Raw genomic sequence first — 23,715 nt, 5'->3', positions numbered from 1 at the left:
CACTCCTCATGGCCTTGATCGGCCTTCTCGTAAGTGTCCGTGAAAACGGGGGTGAACCCGGTACATCACGGTCGTCGAGGTACGTGTACATATCTCCCCGTCTCCGCAAAGACATTTCGGATAGGGGTCTCCACCTCCGACCCGGGGCGGCCAAGGAGACTGCACGCCATGCCTCAGCACGGTCCAGCTTTCACCGCCACTCGCCAGCTTCCAGTCCCTGTGGACGAATCTCGCAGGACCACAAGCGCTCACATGAGAGATGTCCTGCATCAGTGACAGGACTATCTCATTCCATTCAAATGACATTTTCGTCGCACTTAGATCCGTGTTTGGCTGCGGCATCTGATGCAACCCAAATGCGGCCAGGATCTCCGTTCCGATCCGCACCACCGCCTCCCACCACGACAAGGGAGCGGAGAGCGGACGGTGCATCTCCATGCCTTCGCCCGGGTCGTCCTCTCGCTGTGCCGGATTGACGCCTGCGAACCCGCCGAAGGGAGGGCTCGCACACAGCTTGGCGATCGGATGTCGTACATCATCATTCGTCACAACGCCCCGGTTGGCGTCCACGAAGTTGCGAATGGTCGCCGCATTCGGGTTGTTGTTTACCATCTGACACAGGGCGTTCACCCCTAGAGCGCGTGTCTCGTCATAGCAATCTGGGTCGGTGATGAAACGGAGGACCGTGCTGGCGGCGAGGTAGTAGATCCGTACCGGCTGGATATGGTGGTAGGTCCAATCTCCAAAACGCGGCGTGCTGGTGTTCATATCAGCCCGAGTCCGGATCCTGACATCGATGGTGACGTTCGAGCGCGCGTTTTTCTTCGCCATTGGATTGACGCTCCTTTGTTTTCGCAGATCTCGGCTGCTGTCCTCATGCGAGAAGACCGCAATGAGGATCAAATCGGCCTTGCCTTATTGCAACCTTCAACCGGTTTCAGTCGAAGCTGTACGTGAATCCGCCTTCGTCTACGCCGACCTGAACACCTCCAACCTGCGCCCCGCCCATCAGGCGAATCAAGAACTCCCGCGACACGTCCGGCAGCATCGTGTTGGTCAGAATCGCATCGATCATCCGCCCGCCCGATTCGCTCTCGGTGCAGCGGCTCACCACCAGCTGCACGACGGCGTCGTCGTAGTCGAAGGGAATCCTGTAGCGCTGCTCGACGCGCTGCTTGATGCGGTTCAACTGCAGGCGGACGATCTTGCCGAGCATGTCGTCGGACAGCGGGTAGTACGGGATCGTGACCAGCCGTCCGAGCAGGGCCGGCGGGAAGATCTTGAGCAGCGGCTCGCGCAGGGCCTTGGCCATGCCCTCGGGGTCCGGCATCAGCTCCGGGTCCTTGCACAGGCTGGCGATGAGATCGGTGCCGGCGTTGGTGGTGAGCAGGATGAGCGTGTTGCGGAAGTCGATGCTGCGGCCCTCCCCGTCCTCCATCACGCCCTTGTCGAACACCTGGAAGAACAGCTCGTGCACGTCGGGGTGGGCCTTCTCGACCTCATCGAGCAGCACCACCGAATACGGCTTGCGCCGCACGGCCTCGGTGAGCACGCCGCCCTCGCCGTAGCCGACGTAGCCCGGAGGCGCGCCCTTGAGCGAGGAGACGGTGTGGGCCTCCTGGTACTCGCTCATGTTGATGGTGATGAGGTTCTGCTCGCCGCCGTAGAGCGCCTCGGCCAGTGCCAGCGCGGTCTCGGTCTTGCCCACGCCCGAGGTGCCGGCAAGCATGAACACGCCGATCGGCTTGGACGGGTTGTCGATGCCGGCGCGGCTGGTCTGGATGCGCCTGGCGATCATCTCCATCGCGTGGTCCTGGCCGATCACGCGCTGCGCGAGCAGCTCGGGCAGGCGCAGCACGGTCTCGATCTCGTTGCGCGCCATGCGGCCGACCGGGATGCCGGTCCAGTCGCCGACCACCGCGGCCACCGCCTGGTAGTCGACGGTGGGCAGGATCAGCGGCGTCTCCCCCTGCAGCTCGGCCAGCTCCGCCTGCACCTTCTGCAGGCGCGCAAGGAGTTCGCCGCGGTCGGGCGCGTCGGCGTCGCTGGGCGTCTCGATCTGCCCGGCCTCCGCCTCGGCCTCGGCCTCCAGCGCGCTGCCGGTGCCCTCCACCGCCGAGGCACCCGCGCGCAGGGTCGCGCGCAGCGAGAGCAGTTCGTCCACCAGCCGCTTCTCGGCCTCCCAGCGCTGCTGGAGGTCCGCCAGGCGTGCACGCTCGGCATCGAGCGAGGCACGGCAGGCGATCTTGCGCTCGACCACGGGGATGCCGATGGCCTGCTCGCGCGCGATGATCGCCAGTTCGGTCTCCAGCGACTCGATGCGGCGCTGGCAGTCGTCGACCTCGGCCGGTACGGCGTGCAGGCTCACGGCGACGCGTGCGCAGGCGGTGTCGAGCAGGCTGACCGCCTTGTCGGGAAGCTGGCGCGCGGGGATGTAGCGGTGGCTCAGCTTGACCGCGGCCTCCAGCGCCTCGTCGAGGATCTGCACCTTGTGGTGCTTCTCCATGGTGCTGGCGACGCCGCGCATCATCAGCACGCCCTTGGCCTCGTCGGGCTCGTCCACCTGGATGGACTGGAAGCGCCGGGTCAGCGCCGGATCCTTCTCGATGTACTTCTTGTATTCGGCGAAGGTGGTCGCGCCGATGGTGCGCAGGGTGCCGCGGGCGAGCGCGGGCTTGAGCAGGTTGGCCGCGTCTCCCGTCCCCGCTGCGCCGCCCGCGCCGACCAGGGTGTGGGTCTCGTCGATGAACAGGATGATCGGCGTCGGGCTGGCCTGGACCTCGTCGATGACCGAGCGCAGGCGCTGCTCGAACTCGCCCTTCATGCTGGCGCCGGCCTGCAGCAGGCCGATGTCGAGCACGCGCAGTTCCACGTCCTTGAGCGCAGGCGGTACGTCGCCGCGCGCGATGCGCTGGGCGAAGCCCTCGACCACGGCCGTCTTGCCGACGCCGGCCTCGCCGACCAGGATCGGGTTGTTCTGGCGGCGACGCATGAGGATGTCCACGACCTGCCGGATCTCGTCGTCGCGGCCGATGATCGGGTCGAGCTTGCCGCTGCGCGCCTGCTCCGTCAGGTCGGTGGTGAACTTCTTCAGCGCTTCCTGCTTGCCCATGGCCGCCGGGGCGATGGCGTCGCTGGCCTCGCCGGGCGCCGCGCCGCCGAGGTGGAAGCCGTCGTTGGCGACCTGCCCGTCCTCCGGCGAACCGGCGACGATGGCGGCGAACTCGTCGCCCAGCGCCTCGGCCTTGAGCTTGCCGAACTCGGCCGAAATGGCGTTGAGCGCGTTGCGCAGGTGCGTGGTGCGGACGATGCCGAGCAGCAGGTAGCCGGTGCGCACCTGGGCCTCGCCGAACATCAGGGTGCCCACGACCCAGCCGCGCTCCACCGCCTCGTCCACCGTGCTGGAGAGATCGGAGATGGCGGTGGCGCCGCGCGGCAGTCGGTCGAGCGCGGCGGTGACGTCGCGCGCCAGCTTCGACGGATCGAGCGCGAAGCGCCTCACGATGCGGTGCAGGTCGGAGTCCTGCAGCTGCAGGATCTGGTGCAGCCAGTGCACCAGCTCCACGTAGGGATTGCCGCGCAGCTTGCAGAACACGGTGGCGCTCTCGATGGCGCGATAGGCCAGCGGGTTGAGCTTTCCGAACAGGGCGGTGCGGCTGATCTCGGCCATGGTGGCGTCCTCGGACTACTGGATCGGTTGTGCGGGCGTGGCGGCGCGACGACGCGCCGCGACGGAATCGGGGTGGACCAGGACATCGTCGGCGTCGTCCAGATCCCAGGCGCGGCGGCCCATCCAGGTGTCGAGGCCCATGCGCCCCGCCCTGCCGAGCCGGGTGGCGGGAACCTCGCCGGCGGCAAGCACCAGTTGCAGGTCCCAGGCCTTCTCGTCGCCGACGTAGCCGCGCACCAGGGCGGCGAGCTGGCGCAGGGTGTCGCCGCCCGGCAGGAAATCGCCGAAGGCCCGGCGGCGCACCGGTCCGATGCGCAGGCGGAAGCGCTGCTGGGTGCCGCGCACGCGGCGGCCCATCACCGTGGTGCGCCCGAGGCTCGCGACGTCGCGCCCGCCGCCCAGCCGGAGCAGGGCCTCGTCGGGCAGGCGCATCCATTCCGGGACGAACTCGATCACCTGCACCGGCACGCCGAAGGCGTGCTCGACGAGCCGCTGCAGCCCTTCCGCGCTGCGTGCCGCCGGCAGCAGGCGCCCCGCGTAGAAGCGCGCGCCGCCCTCGGCCACCGGCCCGGCCGCGCGTGGACGGGTCAGGCCGACGAGGGCGCCAAGGTAGAAGCGGAAACGGTCGTCCTCCGCGCGCTCGGCCTGCACGGTCGGCTGGGCGTCCGCCCAGGCGCGGTAGAACAGGCTCAGGATGCGGTGATGGAAGACGTCGGCGAAGGCGGCGAAGGTCGGGTCCTTCGCGTTGAGACGGCGGTCGATCGCGTACTCGGTCAGGTGCAGCGGCAGCGGTCCCTGCGGGCCGAACAGCCCGAGCACGAAGGTGTCGAGCCTGCCGGCCCCCTCGCCGCCCGGTTCGTAGCGGTCGATCTCGCGCGGGGCGAAGCCCAGGCTCGGGGTCTGGCGCAGGCGGACGGGATCGTCGGCGGGACGCGCCGAGCGCCCGAGCCGCGGGCGGTCCGGGTGCGCGCGTTCGAGCAGGCGCAGCGCCTCGAACAGGCCGAAGGCCTCGGGCTGCGCGCGCAGCGCCGCCTCGAGCGTCAGACGATCCGGCGGGTGCCGAGCCGGGCCGGCCATCGCGCCACCTCGTTGCGTTCCAGCGTGCGCAGCACGGTCTCGGTGAACGCATTGACCGAGACGCTGCGGGCGAAGACGTGCTGCATCACCGCGCCGAGCAGGTAGGCACCGGTGCCCTCGAAGGCGCTGTCGTCGCAGGTCAGCGCGATCTCCAGGCCGCGCCCGAAGGTGATCGGCCCCGGCACCGGCACGCGCCGCACGATGGGCCGGGAGGTCACCGCCTTGATGCCCTCGACCTGGCGCAGCGCGGCGGCGTCGTGGGGATCGCAGTAGAGCGTCAGCATCTCGCGCAGCGCCGCCGCGCCCTGCTGGTCGCCGTCCTCGAACAGGGAGAGGTAGTCGAGCTGCAGATGGCTGATGAGCCGCCAGGCGGTCTCGCCGCTCGCGGTGGCGGCGCGCGGGCGGGTCGGGCCCGCCACGCAGCGCACCCGTTCCACCGGCACGCCCGCATCCACGGTGAAGTCGGTGGCCGACTTGCCGACCGGCATGTGCAGCGGCAGGTCGCGGTTGGTGCACATGAGCTGCATGCCGAGCTGGCGCAGGCGGCTGGCGTGCGGGCGGTCGGCGGCGTCCACCAGGGAAATGAACAGCTCGCTGCCCACGTAGCTCGACCGCGCGCCCTCGCGGCGCTGCCGGCCCGACAGCAGCCGCGGCTCGCGCCGCAGCGTGTAGAAGGCCGCATGGCGGTCGTGCCAGGTGCGCGCGTCGCCGCCGTAGAAGGGCTGGAAGCGTTGCTCGGGTTCCTGGCGGTCGCCGAAGCCCTCGACCTCCGCGACCCCGTGCACCTCGAAGTCCATGGGCCGCGCGCGGTCGGCGAGCACGTGGTACTCGGCCTGGCCGCTGCGCAGGTGGATGCGGTCGGCGCGGCGCGGGAACAGGTTGATCGCGGGCGTGCAGAACAGCCGGAAGTTGTCGGTGCCGACCGTGCGCCCGAGCCCGGCGACGCTGCGACCGAGCAGCACCACGATCTCGAATGTCGTGCCCTGGGCGCGCCGCAGTCCTTCGCGCAGGCCGGCGAACTCGGCGAACAGGAAGCGCTCCGGGCAGGCGAAGTACTCCTGCAGCAGGCGGTAGCCGCTGAACGAGCGACCGTCGTAGGGCAGCAGCGCCTCGGCGTCGTCGAAGCCGCGCGGGCGGATCGACGCGGCGTCGCGGAACAGCGCCACGCCGGACGCGCGCAGCAGGAAGCCCTCGGCGTCGGCCAGGAGCTGCTCGTAGAGGCGCTTGGGCAGCTCGTCCACGCCGGCGACGAAGACCGGCAGCGCGTCCAGCGCGAGCATCGCCGCCTCCACGCCGCCGCGGGTCTCGAAGCGCAGACGCAGGCCAGCGCGCACGCTACGCCCGGCCGGCACCTCGACGCCCGCCGCGGCCAGCGCCGCCGGCGTCTCGAAGTAGGTCGCCTCGGCCAGCTCGATCGGCCACAGGGTCACCGCGTGCGCGGTGCGGTACTCGCAGGCGGTGCGCTCGCCCTGCCCGACCAGCCCGCGCAGCGCGGTCTGGCGCGGCACCGTCTGGCCGGCGGCAAGGCCGCTGTCCTTCAGGTCGGGCTGCAGCTGCACCACCGCCATCGACGGGACCGGCGCGAGGTAGTGCGGGTAGAGCATCTCCAGCAGGTGCTGGGTGAACACCGGGAACTGCGCGTCGAGCTTGAGCTGCACGCGCGCGGCAAGGAAGGCGAAGCCCTCCAGCAGGCGCTCGACGTAGGGGTCGGCGCACTCGAAGCCGTCGAGGCCGAGGCGGCCGGCGATCTTGGGGTACTCGCGCGCGAACTCCGCGCCCATCTCGCGGACGTACTGGAGCTCGCGGTTGTAGTACGGGATGAGGCGCGGGTCCATGGGATCAGCCCAGCGCCTCGGTGACCTGCAGCCGGCCGGTTTCCAGGTCCACCTCGGTCTTGAGGTAGAGGTTCAGCGGCAGCGGCTGCGCCCACATCTCGGATTCGATGTCGAACACCAGCGACTTGCGGTCCATGCGCTGGCGGTCGGTGCGCACGCGCACCCGCAGCGTCTCCGGCACCAGGCGCGGCTCGAAGGCGAGCACCGCCTCGCGGATCCGCCGCTCCATCGTGGCGGGGTCGATCCCGCCCAGCGAGATGCCGGCGAGGTCGGGAATGCCGTAGTTGAGGACGGAGGCCGCCACCTGCGGCGCGTCCTCGAAGCTGCGGTCGGCCTCGGCATGGGTGCAGTTGAGCAGCCACGACAGATCGCGGGTGACGCACTCGCGCAGCCGGCTGGCCGAGATGACGCGGCGCTCACGGCTCTCCTCGTCCCGCCCCGGCTCGTCGTCGGTGAGCCGGTCGAGCAGCGAGGGCTGGAGCCGTTCCTGGGAGGTCAGCTCGGCCACGGCCGGTCCTCAGCCGAGATCGAGATCGAAGACGATCCGGCGGACGTCGAGCAGCGGATGGTCGCCTGCGTCGGTGGCGAGCATGCGCTGCCCGAGCCCGGCCCAGGTGCCGGCGCCGAGTTCCGTCCAGTCGGTGCGACGGCCCAGGCGCAGAGCGTCCTCGTCGGCGTTCTCGCTGCCGGGATAGCGCGCCGGCACGAAGGCCGGCACCTGCCCGCCGTTGCGCCAGGTCACCCTGACCGGCGCCCACAGGGTGTCGCACAGCGCCTGCGGCGGATCGAAGTCCAGTGCCGCCACGTGCGCCAGCGGCGCCCAGCCGTAGCGGCCGTTGGCCACCATCTCCAGGCACGGCCCGAACCGCGGGTCCGCGTCCGCGAGCCACGCAAAGGGCGCATCGTCGATGCGCCCCGCCGTCGCCGGCGCCTGCTCGAAGGCCTGCGCCCGCAACTGCGCCGCCTGGTCGTGCAGGCCCTGCGCGTCCAGGCGCAGCGCCTGCAGCAGCAGGGCCATCCATGCCTCCGGCTCGCCGAGCAGGGTCGGCAGCTCGGCACCGGAGAACACCTTCTGTCGCGTCCGCTCCGCGTCCAGCAGCGGCCCGTAGACCGCCGCGAGCACCGCGTTCCCCGCGTCCAGCTCCCGCCCGGCCTCGAGCTGGGTCGCGGCGCGTTCCCACTGCCCGCTCGCGGCGAGCAGCTGGAACAGGAAAACCCGCGCCGCGGCGTCCGCGGGGTTCCCGCGGACCTGCGCGGTCAGCGCCTGCAGCGCCTCGCCGAGCTGCCCTGCCTTGAGCAGGGTCTCGGCGGGGGTCGCAGCGCGCCCGCCTTCGACGGAGACCTGGAGCGACATGGCGACGGCCTCAGGCGGCGGAGACGGCCTGGATGTCGTAGGTGAACTCCTTCACCGCGCCGTCCTTCGTCCCGTCGTCCTTCTGCGGCTGGAAGCCGTACTTGAACTTGCCGAAGTGCAGGGTGACGTTCTCGGTGAGACGGTCCTCGCCGCCCGAGCCGCCGGTGGACACCGAGGTCACCATCACGCCGTTGCTCAGGTGCAGGGTGAGGTAGTCGCTCTGCTCGCCGGTGGCGTTGGTGATGTAGATCCACGCCTCCTCGAGGCGCGCGCCGGTGGCCGCGGCCTGGAGCAGCGCGTGCGAGGCCGAGTCGACGTACTTGGTCAGCGAGATGTCCTGCACGTGCGCCTTGCCGCCGGCGGCGGTCTTGCTGTTGTGCAGGTCGGCCGAGTTGGACAGGCCCCACGACCACGCCAGGATCGGGATCTCGCCCTTGTGCTTGGCATGGGCGGACACGCCCTCGATCTTGACCTTGCCGCCGCCGAACTTGATGTGCATGTCGAACGCCATGGGATGACTCCTTGCTTCGATGTGTGGATGGGATGCTTCGACCGCACCGCCTCCGCGCTCGGGCGGATGCGGTGCAGCGGGGTTTCAGGGCTTCAGCCCTTGGCTTCGGACGGCAGCCGCGAGACCAGGCGCAGCGAGACGGTCAGGCCTTCGAGCTGGTAGTGCGGCTTGAGGTAGAACTTCGAGGTGTAGTAGCCCGGTGCGCCCTCGACCTCCTCGACCACCACTTCGGCCGCGGCGAGCGGCTTGCGCGCCTTGGTCTCCTCGCTGGAGTTGGTGGGGTCGCCGTCGACGTAGTTGAGGATCCAGTCGCCCAGCCAGCGCTGGACCTGGTCGCGGCTGCTGAACGAGCCGATCTTGTCGCGCACGATGCACTTCAGGTAATGGGCGAAGCGGCAGCAGGCGAACATGTACGGCAGGCGCGCGCCGAGGGCGGCGTTGGCGGTCGCGTCCGGGTCGTCGAACTCCTCCGGCTTGTGCAGCGACTGCGCGCTGATGAAGGCGGCCATGTCGGAGTTCTTGCGGTGGACCAGGGGCATCAGGCCCATGCGGTCCAGCTCCGCCGAGCGCCGGTCGGTGATGGCGACCTCGGTGGGGCACTTCATGTCCACGCCGCCGTCGTCGGTCGGGAAGGTGTGGGTGGGCAGGTTCTGCACCGCGCCGCCGGACTCCACGCCGCGGATGCGCGAGCACCAGCCGTACTCCTTGAAGGAGCGGTTGATGTTCACCGCCATCGCGTAGGCGGCGTTCTGCCAGGCGTACTTCGACGAGTCGGCGCCGGCGGTGTCCTCCTCGAAGTCGAATTCCTCGACCGGGTTGGTGCGCGCGCCGTAGGGCAGGCGTGCCAGGGTGCGCGGCATCGCCAGGCCGATGTACTTCGCGTCCTCGGACTCGCGCAGCGAGCGCCACGCGGCGTAGTCGGGCGTGGAGAAGATCTTGGCGAGGTCGCGCGGGTTGGCGAGCTCGTTCCAGCTCTCCATGCCGATCAGGCCCGGGCCCGCGGCGGAGATGAAGGGCGCGTGCGCCGCCGCCGACACCTGCGCGATGCCGCGCAGCAGCTCGACGTCCGGCGGGCTGTGGTCGAACTCGTAGTCGCCGACCAGGCAGCCGTAGGGCTCGCCGCCGAGCTGGCCGTACTCTTCCTCGTAGACCTTCTTGAAGATCGGGCTCTGGTCCCAGGCCGTGCCCTTGTAGCGCTTGAGGACCTTGCCGAGCTCCTTCTTCGAGATGTTGAACACCCGGATCTTGAGCTGGGTGTCGGTCTCGGTGTTGTTGACCAGGTAGTGCAGCCCGCGCCACGCGCCTTCCAGCTTCTGCATGTCGGCGTGGTGGAGGATGTGGTTGAGCTGCTCGGTGAGCTTGCGGTCGATCTCGGCGATGTAGGCCTTGATCGTCTGCGAGACGTCGTCGGACACCACGTCCGCGCGGTTGAGCACCTGCTCGGCGAGCGTGCGCACCGCGGATTCGACCTCCTCGCGGGCGCGGTCGCTCTTGGGCTTGAACTCCCTGTTCAGCAGCGAGGCGAAGTCGCCCGCCTCCAGGGTCTGCGCCTCGGCGACGGCGCCGTCGGCCAGCTTCTCGGTGACCATCTTCGATTACTCCTCGCTCGCGCCGTCCTGCGGCTTGGCCGCGGAGGTCAGGGCCTGCAGCAGGGCAGGATCTCGGATCGCCTGGGCGATCAGGTTCTCGGCACCGGCCTTGCCGTCCATGTAGGTGTCGAGATTGGCGAGCTGGGTGCGCGCCTCCAGCAGCCTGGCGAGCGGCTCGACCTTGCGCGCGATGGCCGCGGGCGAGAAGTCGTCCATGCTCTCGAAGGTGATGTCGACGTTGAGGTTGCCCTCGCCGGTGAGCGTGTTCGGCACCGCGAAGGCCGCACGCGGGCGCATGGCCTGCAGGCGGCTGTCGAAGTTGTCGACGTCGATCTCGAGCGCCTTGCGCTCCTCCACCGGCGGCAGCTCGCCGGCGTTGGCGCCGGAAAGATCCGACATCACGCCCATCACGAACGGGATCTGCACCTTCTTCTGCGCGCCGTAGACCTCGACGTCGTATTCGATCTGCACGCGGGGCGCCCGGTTGCGGGCGATGAACTTCTGACTGTTTGCCATGGGTGGCCTCCGATGGACCTGCGAGCCTGCGGACGGCCGCCACCGGACGTGGCGCGCTGGAAGGACGGCGGCGGGCACAGGCGCCTGCGGTCGCCTCCGCACGACGCAGACGCCGTCGGAGGAACACCACCGCACGCACAGGATTCCCCGCCGCTCCCGATCCCCGGTCTCTACCCCGGCGCCTCCGCCGGCCGGCGAGCCGGTCCGCGGAGGCGGGCGCTGTCCAGACACTCGACAGCCGATGCGCCGGGAGTCTAGGAGCGGCCCTCCTGCGAACCCGACATTTCGTCTCAGGTACGCGGCGGCACGGCCGGCCGCGAGGCGACGTGCAGGCAGCGTGATGGGTTCCGGCGCCTTTCCACGGTTTGGGTAGTCAGGGCCGAGGCAAGGGGCCGGCCCGCCACCAGGGGAGCAGACCATGGACCTCGCGACTTCGCATGCAGCACAGGCCGGTTCCGGCCCGCGGCAGTCTCCGGCCTGCGGCGCCGGCGCCACACCGCACCGGGACCCGCTGTTCGCCGCCATCCTGGCCTACATCGAGCGCCACCTCGACGACGAGGCGCTCGACGCGCGCACGCTGCAGCGCGTCTTCCGCGTCTCGCGGCCGACGCTGTACCGGATGTTCCGGCCCGCCGGCGGCATCGCGCGCTTCATCCGCGACCAGCGCCTGGCCGCCGCCCATCGCCACCTGCGCAGCAACCCGGACTGCAGCATCACCTGGCTGCTGTACGAGGTGGGCTTCGCGTCGGAGCGCCAGTTCCAGCGCGCCTTCCAGGCGCGGTACCGGCTGTCGCCCGCGCGCTGGCGCGAGCTGTGCCGGGCGGAGGCGCCGCCGGCGCGCCGCCGCCACAGCAACATGCTGGTGCGCGACGTGCTCCCGAGCTGAGCGGCGTTCACGCCCGGCAGCCGGGCACGAGGCACCCTTCCGCATCCGGCGCGGCGCGCGCCCATCCACGGAAGCACCATGCAGGACGACCTGCCACGATCCGGCGGCGGCCACGCGCATCCACCCGCGATCCTGGTAATGGGCGTCTCCGGCAGCGGCAAGACGACCATCGGCAGCGCGCTTGCCGCCCGCCTCGGCTACCGCTTCCAGGACGCCGACGACCTGCATCCGCCCGGCAACCGGGCGAAACTCGCCGCCGGCGTGCCGCTGACCGACGCGGACCGCGCGCCCTGGCTGGATGCCGTCGGCGCGTGGCTGGCGGCTGCGCGGGCCGGCGGCGACGGTGCGGTCGTGGCCTGCTCGGCGCTCAAGCGCCGCTACCGGGAGCGCCTGCAGGCCGCGGCGCCCGGCATGCGGATCGTGCACCTCGACCTGCCGCGCGATGTCCTGGCGCAACGCATGGCGCACCGCCGCGGACACTTCATGGCGCGTTCCCTGCTCGACGATCAGCTCGCGACGCTGGAACCCCCGGGCGAGGACGAAGGCGCCATCCGCGTCCGGCCTCTCGGCCCCGTGGCCGAGACCGTCGCGGGACTCGTCGCGGCACTCGCGACCGACGGCTCCGGCTGACGTGCAGCCTCCCCGCGTGCCGCGCCGGGCGCTGCAGGTAGCATGACGCCCCCTCCCGAAGCGGCGCCCGCGTGCCCCACACCCTCCCGCCCCTGCCCCGCCGCCTGCATCCGCGCCGCCTGTCCTGGTTCGGCGTATTCCTGCTGTGCGTGGGCTTCGTCGCGGTGGGCGCCTGGATGATCGGGAGCGGCGAGGCCACCGGCTGGCTGGTGGCCGTCGTGTTCGGCATCGGCGCGCTGGCGGCGCTGGTCGTGCTGCTGCCGAACGGCGCCTATCTCGAACTCGACGCCGACGGCTTCGTGCTGTGCTCGCTGTTCCGCCGCCGACGCGTGTACTGGGCCGAGGTCGAGGGCTTCGGCCTCGCGCGGATCCCGTTCGGGACGATGGTGGGATGGGACTACCGCCCGGGCTACGGGGCGGGTCGACGACGCCGCGCGGTCGCCTCCAGCCTCAGCGGCTTCCAGGCGGCGCTTCCCGACACCTACGGGCTTCCGGCGGAGGAGCTGGCCGCCCTCCTCGAACACCATCGCCTGCTCTCGTCGCAGGGCGCTCGACCCGGCGCGCGCCTGGGCCGTGCTATGTAGGTCGGGGTCGTTCCGGAGCCGCCGCGCCGCATGCGCAAGTGCATCAGAGTCATCGCGATCTGCATCGTCGTCTTCGGCCTCGCGTCGCTGCTGTCGCTCTACGCCTACGGACGCTTCGCCGAGCGCGCGCGCGGCGAGCCCGCCTACGCCCTTCCGGTGGAACCGGCCGCCACCCGGCTGGACCGCGCCATCGAGCCGCTGACCTCGGCCCACCCGCAGCAGACCGGGCTGACCCTCATCGGCGACAACGTGGATGCCTTCGCCATCCGCGCCGCCACCGCCCGCGGCGCCGGGCGCAGCCTGGACCTGCAGTACTACCTGTGGCACGACGACCTCTCCGGCCGCCTGCTGATGGGCGAAGTGCTGGCCGCGGCCGACCGCGGCGTGCGCGTGCGCCTGCTGCTGGACGACATCAACGCCCACGGCGCGGACGCCGCCACCAAGGCGCTGAGCGAGCACCCGAACATCGAGGTGCGCATGTTCAATCCGAGCTGGGCGCGACAGGGCTCGATCGGCCGCGCGTTCGAGCTGCTGACCCGCGGCTGGAGCCTCAACCGGCGCATGCACAACAAGGCGTGGATCGCCGACGGCCGCATCGCCATCGTCGGCGGCCGCAACGTCGGCGACGAGTACTTCGACGCGGCGATGCAGATGAACTTCCTCGATGCCGATCTCGCCGCGATCGGCCCGGCGGTGGCGCAGGCGGAGACCATCTTCGACGCGTTCTGGAACAGCGATGCGGCCCTGCCGATCGAGGCGCTCAGCACCCGCACCACCCTGCATCTGGAGATCCTGCGCGCGCGCCTGGAATCGGTGGCCCGCACCGGCACCGCGCAGCCCTACGTCGAGCACCTGCAGCGCACCCACGACGCACGCCTGCAGCTGTTCCGCACGCGCCCGCTGCACTGGAGCCGCGAGGCCGCCATCCATTCCGACCCGCCGGACAAGACCGGCGACCGCGGAACCGAACAATGGCTGGTCGATGCGCTGGCGCCGGCCCTGGGCGCGGCGCGGCGCGAGCTCAAGCTCATCTCGCCCTACTTCGTGCCGGGCGATGCCGGGATCGAGTGGCTCGCCGCCACCCGCGCGCGCGGCGTCGAGGTCGCCGTGCTCACCAATTCCCTCGCCGCCACCGACGTGTTCGCCGTCCACGGCGGCTACGCCCACGCCCGCAGGCCGCTGCTCGAGGCCGGCGTGGTCCTGTACGAGCTGATGCCCTTCGGCACCCCCGGCGGCAGCCTGTTCGGGTCCAGCGGCGCGAGCCTGCACACCAAGGCCTTCATGGTCGACGGCGAGACCGGTTTCGTCGGTTCGCTGAACTTCGACCCCCGCTCGATCAACCTCAACACCGAGATGGGCGTGCTGTTCCGCAGCCCCGCGCTCACCGCGGAACTGCTGCGCACCTTCGACGAGAAGGCCGCGGCCGGCAGCAGCTACCGGCTGTTCCTCGCGGACGGCAAGCTGCGCTGGGAGGACGGCCGCGAGGATCCGCCCACCATCCTCGACCGCGAGCCCGAGGCCGGCATCTGGCGCCGCATCGGCGCGCGCGCGGTCGGCTGGCTGCCGGTGGAGTCGCAGTTGTAGGCGCGGATTGGAGGAGTGAGTGGGTGGAGGAGTGAGGGTGGAGGAGTGCGTGGAGAGAAGTGAGAAACGAGAGGGAAGAGCGACTGCTCAGTTCTCGTTTCTCAGTTCTCATGTCTCGCTTCTCGCTGGAAAGCGCCCCCTCCCCAACCCTCCCCCGCTGTCCGCGGGGGAGGGAGCGGGATCGCGCTTCGGCGGGAAGATTCGAATGCGCCACTGGCGTGGAAACCTCCACGCCCACGCGACCGACTCCTTCCCCCGCCTGCGGGGGAAGGCTGGGATGGGGGTGAGCGCGCAGCGCGCTGCTTGAGGGTGAGTAGAGAGGGGCCCTCGGTACTCGTTTGTCGCTCCTCATGATCTCGCTCCTGCGGCAAAGCGCCCCTCCCCAACCCTCCCCCGCTGTCCGCGGGGGAGGGAGCGGGTGGGGCTTGAGGAGTGAGTGGGGGAGGAGTGAGGAACGAGGGCCAGTGCCTACGCCTCCTCTCGTTTCTCACTCCTCCCCACGCACTTCTCGCCGCAAAAGCTCCTTCCCCCGCCTGCGGGGGAAGGTCGGGATGGGGGTGACGCGCGAAGCGCTGCTTGAGGCATTTGTGGCGTGGAGGAACGCGCGTGGCCGCCCGCGTCTTCGCGTTGCCCGCGCCTCATCTCCCCTTCCCGCCGAAGAGCGCCCCCTCCCCAACCCTCCCCCGCTGTCCGCGGGGGAGGGGGCGGGTGGGCTTGAGGAGTGAGTGGGAGAGGAGTGAGGAACGAGGGCCAATGCTACGCCTCCTCTCGTTTCTCACTCCTCTCCACGCACTTCTCGCCGCAAAAGCTCCTTCCCCCGCCTGCGGGGAAGGCCGGGATGGGGGTGAGGCGCGAAGCGCTGCTTGAGGAGTGGGTACGGAGCAGTGAAGGGCGAGCATGTGCTGCCACCCCTTCTCACGCACCGGGCCGCTGCCAGCGGGCCCACCGGTACGTGGCCTCGTGCGCGAGACCCAGCAGGTCGAGGTCTTCCCGGGTGTCGCCGTAGGCGTAGACGCGGGCATAGGCGGACAAGTCGTATTCGGCCAGGACCCGCCGGACCTTCTCGCGCCGCACGCACTGCGCACCGCGGTAGCGGCCGGTGAGGCGGCCGTCCGCCTCCTCAAGCGAGGAACACAGCAGGGCGAGGCCGTGCGCGTCGCACCAGTGCTTCAGGTAGACGTCGAAGCCGCCGGACACCACGGCCACGGTGTCGCCGCGCGCCTTGTGCCAGGCGATGCGCGCCATGGCCTCGGGGCGCAGCAGGCCGGGCAGCACCCGCGCGGCGAAGTCCGCGCCATGGGCGGCCGTCGCCGCGGCCGGCACGCCGGCGAAGCCGACGCGCACCAGCACCGAACGCACCAGGGTGCCCGGGACCAGACCGATCCGGTAGCCGACAACCAGCGGCGCGAGCACGACCTTGCCGATCGCCAGCCGGCGCGGCGGCACGGCCAGCCGGAGGAAATCCGGCAGCGTCTCGCGCGTGGTGATCGTGCCGTCGAAATCGAACAGCGCGAGGTCGCCGCGCACCGCGGCGGCCGCTTCTTCCTGCACGGTGGCCTCCCTGCCCGGCGCGCGGGCTCAGCCCGCGCGCGCGCGCTCCACGATCTCGCGCGCGCGGCGCGCGGCAGCGGTCACGGCCTCGAAGTCGCCGGCGTCGATCCACGCCTGCTTCAGCATCCACGAGCCGCCGATGCAGCCGACGTTGGAAAGCGCGAGGTATTCCGCGGCATTGGCCTCGCCGATGCCGCCGGTCGGGCAGATGCGGATGCCGGGCAGCGGGCCCTGCAGGGACTTCAGCAGGCCCACGCCGCCGACCGAGGAGGCCGGGAACAGCTTGGCGACGCGGAAGCCTCGGTTGTAGAGCGCGATCAGTTCGGTCGGCGTGGCGGCGCCGGGAATCACCGGCACCGGCGCCTCCGCGAAGGCGTCGGCGACGTCGGCCGGCGTGCCCGGCGAGACGATGAAGCCGGCGCCGGCGTCCAGCGCCTGGCGCAGTTGGGCGGCATCGAGCACGGTGCCGGCACCGACCTCGGCCTCGGGCACGGCCTGGCGGATGGCGACGATGGCGTCCAGCGCCGCGGGCGAGCGCAGGGTCACCTCGATGGCCGGCAGGCCGCCGGCGAGCAGCGCGCGCGCAATGGCCACGCCCTGCTCCGCCGAGGCCACGGTGACCACCGGCAGCACGCCGGCGCGCTGCATCAGCGCGCGGGCTTCGGACTGGCGGGCGGCGAGCGTGGAGAGATCGGTCATGGTCTGCCCTGGTAGGGTGCCGCGGCCGGCATCGGCGGCGTCACTGGTCGCGGGTCTCGTGCGAGACGTTCTCGGCACCGGGGCCGAGGTCGTATTCGGATTCCGGCGGGGTGCGGTCGTCGAGCGGCGCGAGCACGCTGGCGTCCACGGTGATGGACAGCGCGCCCTCCTCGGCCGAGCCCGCCAGCCGGCGGTTGCCGCCGAACAGCACGCGGCCGATGTCGAGTGCCTGCGGCGCGGTGTTGGGCGCGATCTCGCGCTTCGCCCACTCCTCGGGATCGACCTGCACTTCGAGCACGCCGGTGTTGCCGTCCAGCAGGATCATGTCGCCGTTGCGCACCTTGGCGATGGGGCCGCCCACCGCCGCCTCCGGGGTGAGGTGGATGGCCGACTGCACCTTGCCGGACGCGCCGGACAGGCGGCCGTCGGTCACCAGAGCGACCTTGCGGCCCTGGTTCTGCAGCATGCCGAGCAGCGGGGTCAGCACGTGCATCTCCGGCATGCCGTTGGCGGTCGGGCCCTGGTAGCGCACCACCGCGACGAAGTCGTGCGGCAGGGCGCGCTGCTTGTGCAGCTCGCGCAGCTGCTGCGGGTCGTCGACCACCACCGCCGGCGCGTGGATGCGGCGGAACTCGGTCTTGACCGCGGAGATCTTGGCCAGACCCCGGCCCAGGTTGCCGCGGGTGACGCGCAGGCCGCCGTGGTGCTCGAACGGATCGGACGCCGGACGCACCACGGCGGGATCGGCCGACTGCGTCGGCCCGTCCACCCACTCGACCCTGCCGTCGCGCAGCCTGGGCTCGCGGGTGTAGGCGCGCAGGTCGCCGGCGATGGTCGGCACGTTGTGCAGCAGGCCGGCGTCGAGCAGTTCGCGGATGACGAACACGGTGCCGCCGGCGGCCTCGAAGTGGTTCACGTCCGCTTCGCCGTTCGGGTACACGCGCGCCAGCAGCGGCGTGATCGCGGCGAGGTCGTCGAAGTCGTCCCAGTCGATGCGGATGCCGGCCGCACGCGCGACCGCCACCCAGTGGATGGTGTGGTTGGTGGACCCGCCGGTCGCCAGCAGCGCGACCACGGCGTTGACGATGGACTCCACGTCGACGAGGTGGCCGATCGGGCGGTAGTCGTCGCCCAGCGCGGTGAGCGACAGCGCGGTGCGCACGCCCTCGGCGGTGAGCGCCTCGCGCAGCGGCGTGCCCGGGTTCACGAAGGAACTGCCCGGCAGCTGCAGGCCCATGGCCTCCAGCATCACCTGGTTGGAGTTGGCGGTGCCGTAGAAGGTGCAGGTGCCCGGCGAGTGGTAGGACTGCGCCTCCACCTCCAGCAGTTCCTCGCGCGTGGCCTCGCCCGCGGCGTAGCGCTCGCGCACCTCGGCCTTCTTCTTGTTGGCGATGCCCGACGGCATCGGCCCGCCGGGCAGGAACACCACCGGCAGCTGGCCGAACGCGAGGGCGCCGATCAGCAGGCCCGGCACGATCTTGTCGCAGATGCCCAGGCACACGGCGGCGTCGAACATGTCGTGGCTGAGCGCGATCGCCGTGGCCTGCGCGATCACGTCGCGCGAGAACAGCGACAGGTCCATGCCCGGGCGGCCCTGGGTCACCCCGTCGCACATCGCCGGCACGCCGCCGCCGACCTGGGCCGTCGCGCCCAGCTCGCGGGCGACCTTACGGATGAAGGCCGGGTAGCTCTCGTAGGGCTCGTGCGCGGAGAGCACGTCGTTGTAGGCGGTGACGATGCCGAGGTTGGGGGTGACGCCGCCGCGCAGCTTCTCCTTGTCCTGCGGGCCGCAGGCGGCGAAGCCGTGCGCGAGGTTGGCGCAGGACAGCCGCCCGCGCGCCGGCCCGCGCGCCCGCGCGGCCTCGATCATCGCGAGGTAGGCGCGGCGCGACTCGGCGCTGCGGCGGCGGATGCGGTCGGTGACCTCGACGAGCTTGGGGTGCAGAGCGGTCATGGCTGGGTCTGGCTGGAGGCTGGGCGGCGCGCGGGCGACCGTGGGGGACAGGATACCGGCGAAATGACACCGGGGGACAACGACGGCGCCGTCGCGTCCGGAATGCAGCGACGCGCGGGGCTCAGGGGCACCAGTACACCGTCAGCGGCGCCTGCCCCGCGAACAGGGCACGTACGGGAAGTGCGGCCACATCGCCGGACTCCAAGGCGCGGCCGAAGAGCGCGCGCTTGTGCTCGCCGCGCAGCAGCAGGACCCGTGCGGCCGCCGCGTCCCAGCCGGCCGGGGTCAGCGTGACCCGCCGCGGCCAGCCGCGCGCGCCGGGAATGGCGCTGGCGTCCACCGGGACGAAGGCCTCCGCGGCGTCCAGGACTTCCGGCAGCCGCGGGTCGCCCGGGAACAGCGACGCGGTGTGTCCGTCGTCGCCCATGCCGAACACGCACACCAGCGACAGCGCCCCGTGGCGCGCGTTCGCCGCGGCCACGAGCGCATCCGCCCCGCCCTCCGGCGCCGGCTCGCCGGGGACGGGATGCAGGGGCTCCAGCGTCGCCGCGGCGGCGTGGCCGGTCAGCAGCGTGTCGCGCAGCAGCAGGGCGTTGCTCGCGGCGGGATCGTCGCTCGCGCGCTCGTCCACCAGGCCGACGCGCACGCGCGCCCAGTCCAGCGGCAGGCGCGCCAGCGCACGGTAGACCGGCGCGGGCGTCCCGCCGCCGGAGAGCAGCAGGCGCACCTCGCCGCCGGCGGCGATGGCGCCGCGCAGGTGGGCGGCGATGTCGGCCGCGGCGGCATCGGCCCAGTCGGCCTCGCCGGCAAGCTCGATCCAGCGCAGGTCGGCGTCGGTGGGAGAAACGGCGAAGGGCATGCGGTGACCTCGTGCGGGGGGATCAGGCGGCGTCGGCGGCGATGGCGGCCAGGCCGAGCAGGCCCGGCTGCGGATGCAGGACGGCCACCGTCGGCGTGCGCTCCAGCACCTCGGCGAAGCGGCCCTTGGCGGCGAAACGCGCGCGGAAGCGGCCCTCGCGCAGCCACGGCAGCAGGTGCGGGACCAGCCCGCCCGGCAGGTAGACGCCGCCGAAGGCACCGAGCATCAGCGCCGCGTCGCCGGCCACGCTGCCGAAGATGCCGCAGAAGGTCTCGACCGTGCGCACCGCCGCGGCGTCGCCGCCCGCGGCGCGTGCGGTGACGTCGCGCGGTTCGAGGTCCTCGGCCGGCCGGCCCTCGATCTCGTCGAGCGCCCGGTGCAGGGCGACCAGGCCGCTGCCGCAGACGATGCGCTCGGTGGAGACGCGGCCGAAGCGCGCCATCAGGCGCCTCAGCACCTCGATCTCCAGCGCGTCCACCGGGGCGAAGCCGACGTGGCCGCCCTCGGTCTCCAGTGCGTGCGCGCGGCCGTGGCGGACCACCAGCCCGGCGACGCCGAGCCCGGTGCCCGGCCCCATCACCGCGCACATGCGGTCGGGCAGCGGGGCGGCGCCCCACTCGGGCGCGGGCGGCGCGCCGAGCACCTCGAGATCGCCCGCCCGCAGCAGCGGCACGCTGCGCGCCATGGCGTGGAAGTCGTTGACCGTGCGCAGCCGATCCAGCGCCAGCGCGCGCCGCGTGTCCGTCAGCGACATGACCCACGGGCAGTTCGTCATGCGGATGCGGTCGTCGATGACCGGCCCGGCGATGGCGAACACGGCGCGCGCGGGACGCACGCCCACCTCGTCGAGATAGTGGCGCGCGGCGTCCTCCAGGCTCGGGAAGTCGGCCGTGGCGAGCACGCGCGTGCTCTCCTCCAGGCGCGGCACGTCCACCGCGCCGCCGGCGAGGGCGAAGCGCGCATTGGTTCCGCCGATGTCGGCGACGAGCACCTCGCTCACGCGGGGCTCCGGGCGCCGTTGCGCGCCTCGCGGCGGGGATCGGTCAGCGGGTCGGGAAGGAAGTCGGCGGCCTCGGCCGGGCCCCACGAGCCCGCCGGATACGGCCGGACCGGCGAATCGCCCTGCTCCCACGCGGCGATGACGCTGTCGGCGAACACCCACGCGGCCTCGACCTCGTCGCTGCGCACGAACAGCGCCGGGTTGCCGATGAGCGCGTCGAGCAGCAGGCGCTCGTAGGCGATGCGGCGGGGCGTGTCGCGGTGCACGGTCAGGTCGAGCGGCAGCGCCTTGAGTTCCAGGCCGCCCCACTCGGGACCGGCCAGGCTGTTCATGATGCCGAGCTCCACGCTCTCCTCCGGCTGCAGGCGCAGCACCAGCCTGTTGGGCGTGGCGCGATCGCGGGTGGGATTCTCGAACAGCCAGTGCGAAACCGGCTTGAAGGTCACGACCACCTGGGTCATGCGCTGCGGCAGGCGCTTGCCGGTGACCAGCCGGAACGGCACGCCCGCCCAGCGCCAGTTGTCGATCCAGGCGCGCACGGCCACGAAGGTCTCGGGATCGGTCCCCTCAGGCGGGGTGTAGCCGGAGACGGCGCGCCCGTCGACCACGCCGTCGGTGTAGCGCCCGCGCACCACGTCGCAGGCGGCGTCGGCGGCGCGCATCGGGCGCAGGGCGCGCAGCACCTTGAGCTTCTCGTCGCGGACGGCGTCGGCGTCCAGCGAGTTCGGCGGGTCCATCGCGATCAGGCAGAGCAGCTGCAGGATGTGGTTCTGCACCATGTCGCGCAGCGCGCCGGACTTGGCGTAGTAGCCGTCGCGACCGTCCACGCCGGTGGTCTCGGCGATCAGGATGTCGACCGACTCGATCCAGCGCCGGCTCCACACCGCCTCGAACAGCGCATTGCCGAAACGCAGCGCCACGAGGTTCTGCACCGCGGCCTTGCCGAGGTAGTGGTCGATGCGGAAGACCTGTTCCTCGCTGGCGCAGGTGCGGATGGCGGCGTTGATCTCGCGCGCCGAGGCCAGGTCGCGCCCGAGCGGCTTCTCCAGCACCAAGCGTGACGGCGGGTCGAGCAGGCCGGCGGCCTTGAGCCCCTCGGTGATCGGCACGAACAGGGCCGGCGGCGTCGCCAGGTAGCTGACGCAGCGCTGCTCGCGCAGATGGCCGAGGGCGGCGGGGATCGAGGCCGGATCCGCGAGGTCGGCCGCGACGTACTCGATCCGCTCGAACAGCTCGCGCCACTCGCGGCTGGTCGGCACCTCCCCGCTCAGCGCCTGGACGCGCTCGCCCAGCCACTCGCGGAAGCTGTCGGCGTCGTGCGTCTGCCGCCCCACCGCGACCACGCGGAAACTTTCGGGCAGCAGACGGTCGCGGACCAGGTGGGCCAGCGACGGGAACAGCATGCGTGCGGCGAGGTCGCCGGTGGCACCGAACAGCAGCAGGGTGTCGTGCATCGTCAATCGGATCCGTCGGAAGAACGGCGTGATCTTGGCATGTGCAGCCTGCAGTGGGAGGAGCCGTGCGCTCGCGGATGCCTCCCGGCCCCGTCCGCTGCGGCCCGGTCCCGCTGCGGCGCCGCTTGCCCGCGCCGGCTGGAAACGTTTACATGCGAGCGTAGCGGAGCCCCGGCGGCCGTGCATCCTGCACGATCCGTCCGTCCCCGCGGGAGCGAGAACGAATGGCAACGGTCCGCCTCGACGGCGTCCGCAAGGTGTACGACAACGGCTTCGTCGCGGTGGACGACGCCAGCTTCGAGGTCGCCGACGGCGAGTTCCTCGTGCTGGTCGGCCCCTCCGGCTGCGGCAAGTCGACCCTGCTGCGGATGATCGCCGGGCTGGAGAGCATCAGCGCCGGCACGCTGTCGATCGGCGGGCGCGTGGTCAACGACGTCGCGCCGCGCGACCGCGACATCGCCATGGTGTTCCAGAGCTACGCGCTCTATCCGCACATGACGGTGGCGGAGAACCTCGCCTTCGGGCTGAAGCTGCGCGGCGCCGGCAGGGAGGAGATCGCCCGCCGCACCCGCGAGGCGGCGGACATGCTCGGCCTGGACGGGATGCTCGACCGCCGGCCCGGCCAGCTCTCGGGCGGGCAGCGGCAGCGCGTCGCCCTCGGCCGCGCGCTGGTGCGGGACCCGGCGGTGTTCCTGCTCGACGAGCCGCTGTCCAACCTGGACGCCAAGCTGCGCGCCTCGATGCGCGTGGAGATCTCGCGCCTGCACCGCAGGCTCGGCGCGACCATGATCTACGTCACCCACGACCAGATCGAGGCCATGACCCTCGGCCAGCGCATCGTGGTGCTGAAGGACGGCGCGATCCAGCAGATCGACACGCCCATGCGGCTCTACGACGCGCCGGCCAACCTGTTCGTCGCCGGCTTCCTCGGCAGCCCGGCCATGAACCTGTTCGACGTGCAGGCGACCGTGGACGGCAGCGCCGTCGTGCTCGGGACCGCCAGCCTCCCCGTGCCCGGCGGCGCGCTCGCCGGCCGCGGCGGCACGCGGGTGGTGGCCGGGCTGCGGCCGGAGCAGCTGCGGCCGGCCACCGATGCGGACGCGGCGGCGATCGAGGTCCGGGTGGACGTGGTCGAGCCGGTCGGCAACGAGGTGTTCCTGCACGCCGAACACGCCGGCCGCGAACTGGTCGCGCGGATGCCTCCCCACGGTGCGCTGCCGCAGCCCGGCGAGCGCCTGCGGCTCGGCTTCGATCCCGCCCGGCTGCACTTCTTCGATCCCGGTACCGGGCGCCGCATCGGCCCCTGAGCGCCCGGTCGCACGCGCGGCGCAGCAGCGGGTCCGGATCCTCCGTCGGGCCCGGTCGTGCAGGCACGCATCGCACGGCCGACCCTGCGCCATCGCTGCTTGCTATCCTCGGCGCCCCTCCCCTACGCCGCCGGATGGTCGCATGCGCCGCTCGGGTTCCCCGCTCGTCACGTTCCTGTTCCTGCTCGCGTCCGCCGCCCTGCTGAGCGGCTGCGGGAGCGGCGAGATCCGCCGCATCTTCCCGCCGCAGGCCAGCATCCAGCAGCTCGACGTGGAGTCCGACGGCAGTTGGACGCTGCAGGTCCGCATCCAGAACTTCAGCACGGTCGGCATGCGCTTCGACCGCGTCCAGGCGACGCTGCGCCTCGGCGACGTCGAGGCCGGGCGCATCGACATCGCCCCGGAGATGGGCATCGGCCGCTTCGCCGCCGACGTGGTGGAGGCGCGCCTGGTGCCGAGCCAGGCCGCCAGCGACAGGGTGGTGGCGGCGCTGACCAGCCGCGGCAGCGTGCGCTACCGGCTGGAGGGCCGCATCGCCACCGGCGAGCCCGACCGCCGCGACTTCCCGTTCGAGTTCGACAGCCTGCTCAACCCGGTGCCCGGGCTCGAAGGCACGCTGCGCTGATTCCCGCCGGCGCCCGACCGCGCCGCGCCT

21 protein-coding genes are annotated in these 23,715 nt (G+C 71.8%); 6 read left to right on the top strand and 15 right to left on the bottom strand.

Annotation, left to right across the window (positions count from 1 at the left end):
• Positions 1-6 precede the first annotated feature (6 nt).
• The 9 genes from ACFO3Q_RS16100 to tssB all read right to left on the bottom strand — a co-directional run bounded on the left by ACFO3Q_RS16100 (position 7) and on the right by tssB (position 10,552).
• A complete protein-coding gene (locus ACFO3Q_RS16100; RefSeq protein WP_377005789.1) occupies positions 7-831 on the bottom strand; it encodes a hypothetical protein in 825 nt (274 codons plus the stop codon).
• A 106-nt stretch (positions 832-937) separates the two neighbouring features.
• Entirely contained in the window at positions 938-3,670 is a 2,733-nt protein-coding gene (tssH, locus tag ACFO3Q_RS16095; protein ID WP_377005787.1) for a type VI secretion system ATPase TssH, read from the bottom strand.
• A gap of 15 nt (positions 3,671-3,685) precedes the next feature.
• Positions 3,686-4,747, bottom strand: coding sequence for a type VI secretion system baseplate subunit TssG (gene tssG, locus ACFO3Q_RS16090; RefSeq protein WP_377005785.1), 1,062 nt, complete (start codon positions 4,745-4,747; stop codon positions 3,686-3,688).
• Positions 4,711-6,582, bottom strand: a complete 1,872-nt coding sequence (gene tssF, locus ACFO3Q_RS16085) for a type VI secretion system baseplate subunit TssF (protein ID WP_377005783.1) — start codon at positions 6,580-6,582, stop codon at positions 4,711-4,713. The genes tssG and tssF overlap by 37 nt, the downstream gene beginning before the upstream one ends.
• Positions 6,583-6,586: 4 nt before the next feature.
• Positions 6,587-7,090: a type VI secretion system baseplate subunit TssE gene (tssE, locus tag ACFO3Q_RS16080; protein ID WP_377005781.1), complete on the bottom strand. Its 504-nt coding sequence runs from the start codon at positions 7,088-7,090 to the stop codon at positions 6,587-6,589.
• A 9-nt stretch (positions 7,091-7,099) separates the two neighbouring features.
• Positions 7,100-7,936 carry a type VI secretion system accessory protein TagJ gene (locus ACFO3Q_RS16075; protein ID WP_377005779.1) on the bottom strand — a complete coding sequence of 279 codons (837 nt, stop codon included), beginning with the start codon at positions 7,934-7,936 and terminating at the stop codon, positions 7,100-7,102.
• A 10-nt stretch (positions 7,937-7,946) separates the two neighbouring features.
• A complete protein-coding gene (locus ACFO3Q_RS16070) occupies positions 7,947-8,447 on the bottom strand; it encodes an Hcp family type VI secretion system effector (RefSeq protein WP_377005778.1) in 501 nt (166 codons plus the stop codon).
• A gap of 92 nt (positions 8,448-8,539) precedes the next feature.
• Positions 8,540-10,036 carry a type VI secretion system contractile sheath large subunit gene (gene tssC / locus ACFO3Q_RS16065; protein WP_377005776.1) on the bottom strand — a complete coding sequence of 499 codons (1,497 nt, stop codon included), beginning with the start codon at positions 10,034-10,036 and terminating at the stop codon, positions 8,540-8,542.
• A gap of 6 nt (positions 10,037-10,042) precedes the next feature.
• A complete protein-coding gene (gene tssB, locus ACFO3Q_RS16060) occupies positions 10,043-10,552 on the bottom strand; it encodes a type VI secretion system contractile sheath small subunit (RefSeq protein WP_377005773.1) in 510 nt (169 codons plus the stop codon).
• A 418-nt stretch (positions 10,553-10,970) separates the two neighbouring features.
• On the opposite strand from tssB, the gene ACFO3Q_RS16055 reads away from it, so the two are divergent.
• The 4 genes from ACFO3Q_RS16055 to ACFO3Q_RS16040 all read left to right on the top strand — a co-directional run bounded on the left by ACFO3Q_RS16055 (position 10,971) and on the right by ACFO3Q_RS16040 (position 14,236).
• Positions 10,971-11,438: a helix-turn-helix domain-containing protein gene (locus tag ACFO3Q_RS16055; protein ID WP_377005771.1), complete on the top strand. Its 468-nt coding sequence runs from the start codon at positions 10,971-10,973 to the stop codon at positions 11,436-11,438.
• Between the two features lie 78 nt (positions 11,439-11,516).
• The gene (locus ACFO3Q_RS16050; protein WP_377005769.1) at positions 11,517-12,068 is read left to right on the top strand and encodes a gluconokinase; all 552 of its coding nucleotides are present in this window, start codon (positions 11,517-11,519) and stop codon (positions 12,066-12,068) included.
• A 71-nt stretch (positions 12,069-12,139) separates the two neighbouring features.
• Positions 12,140-12,652, top strand: a complete 513-nt coding sequence (locus ACFO3Q_RS16045) for a hypothetical protein (RefSeq protein ID WP_377005767.1) — start codon at positions 12,140-12,142, stop codon at positions 12,650-12,652.
• 30 nt (positions 12,653-12,682) lie between these two features.
• Entirely contained in the window at positions 12,683-14,236 is a 1,554-nt protein-coding gene (locus tag ACFO3Q_RS16040; protein ID WP_377005765.1) for a phospholipase D family protein, read from the top strand.
• Positions 14,237-15,151: 915 nt separating this feature from the next.
• Here ACFO3Q_RS16040 and ACFO3Q_RS16035 read toward each other — a convergent pair.
• From ACFO3Q_RS16035 to zwf, 6 genes are all read right to left on the bottom strand, one after another.
• Complete coding sequence (locus tag ACFO3Q_RS16035) at positions 15,152-15,787, bottom strand: HAD family hydrolase (RefSeq protein ID WP_377005763.1); 636 nt, start codon at positions 15,785-15,787, stop codon at positions 15,152-15,154.
• A 27-nt stretch (positions 15,788-15,814) separates the two neighbouring features.
• Positions 15,815-16,486 (bottom strand): bifunctional 4-hydroxy-2-oxoglutarate aldolase/2-dehydro-3-deoxy-phosphogluconate aldolase, encoded by a 672-nt coding sequence (gene eda / locus ACFO3Q_RS16030; RefSeq protein WP_377005761.1) that lies wholly within the window; start codon positions 16,484-16,486, stop codon positions 15,815-15,817.
• 40 nt (positions 16,487-16,526) lie between these two features.
• Positions 16,527-18,440: a phosphogluconate dehydratase gene (edd, locus tag ACFO3Q_RS16025; protein WP_377005759.1), complete on the bottom strand. Its 1,914-nt coding sequence runs from the start codon at positions 18,438-18,440 to the stop codon at positions 16,527-16,529.
• Positions 18,441-18,561: 121 nt separating this feature from the next.
• Positions 18,562-19,299 (bottom strand): 6-phosphogluconolactonase, encoded by a 738-nt coding sequence (locus ACFO3Q_RS16020; RefSeq protein ID WP_377005757.1) that lies wholly within the window; start codon positions 19,297-19,299, stop codon positions 18,562-18,564.
• 22 nt (positions 19,300-19,321) lie between these two features.
• Entirely contained in the window at positions 19,322-20,299 is a 978-nt protein-coding gene (gene glk / locus ACFO3Q_RS16015) for a glucokinase (protein WP_377005755.1), read from the bottom strand.
• Positions 20,296-21,753, bottom strand: coding sequence for a glucose-6-phosphate dehydrogenase (gene zwf, locus ACFO3Q_RS16010; protein WP_377005753.1), 1,458 nt, complete (start codon positions 21,751-21,753; stop codon positions 20,296-20,298). Before zwf ends, glk begins: the two co-directional genes overlap by 4 nt.
• Before the next feature lie 224 nt (positions 21,754-21,977).
• Here zwf and ACFO3Q_RS16005 point away from each other — a divergent pair, with 224 nt between their 5' ends.
• Together ACFO3Q_RS16005 and ACFO3Q_RS16000 are read left to right on the top strand one after the other, a co-directional pair.
• Complete coding sequence (locus ACFO3Q_RS16005; RefSeq protein WP_377005750.1) at positions 21,978-23,060, top strand: ABC transporter ATP-binding protein; 1,083 nt, start codon at positions 21,978-21,980, stop codon at positions 23,058-23,060.
• A gap of 142 nt (positions 23,061-23,202) precedes the next feature.
• Positions 23,203-23,685 carry an LEA type 2 family protein gene (locus tag ACFO3Q_RS16000; protein WP_377005748.1) on the top strand — a complete coding sequence of 161 codons (483 nt, stop codon included), beginning with the start codon at positions 23,203-23,205 and terminating at the stop codon, positions 23,683-23,685.
• The last annotated feature ends 30 nt before the right edge of the window (positions 23,686-23,715 follow it).

The sequence above is a fragment of the Coralloluteibacterium thermophilum genome (assembly GCF_042654365.1).
Lineage (GTDB): Bacteria > Pseudomonadota > Gammaproteobacteria > Xanthomonadales > Xanthomonadaceae > Coralloluteibacterium > Coralloluteibacterium thermophilum.
Note: the sequence above shows the minus strand (reverse complement) of the source record. Positions and strands in the feature narration are given on the sequence as shown.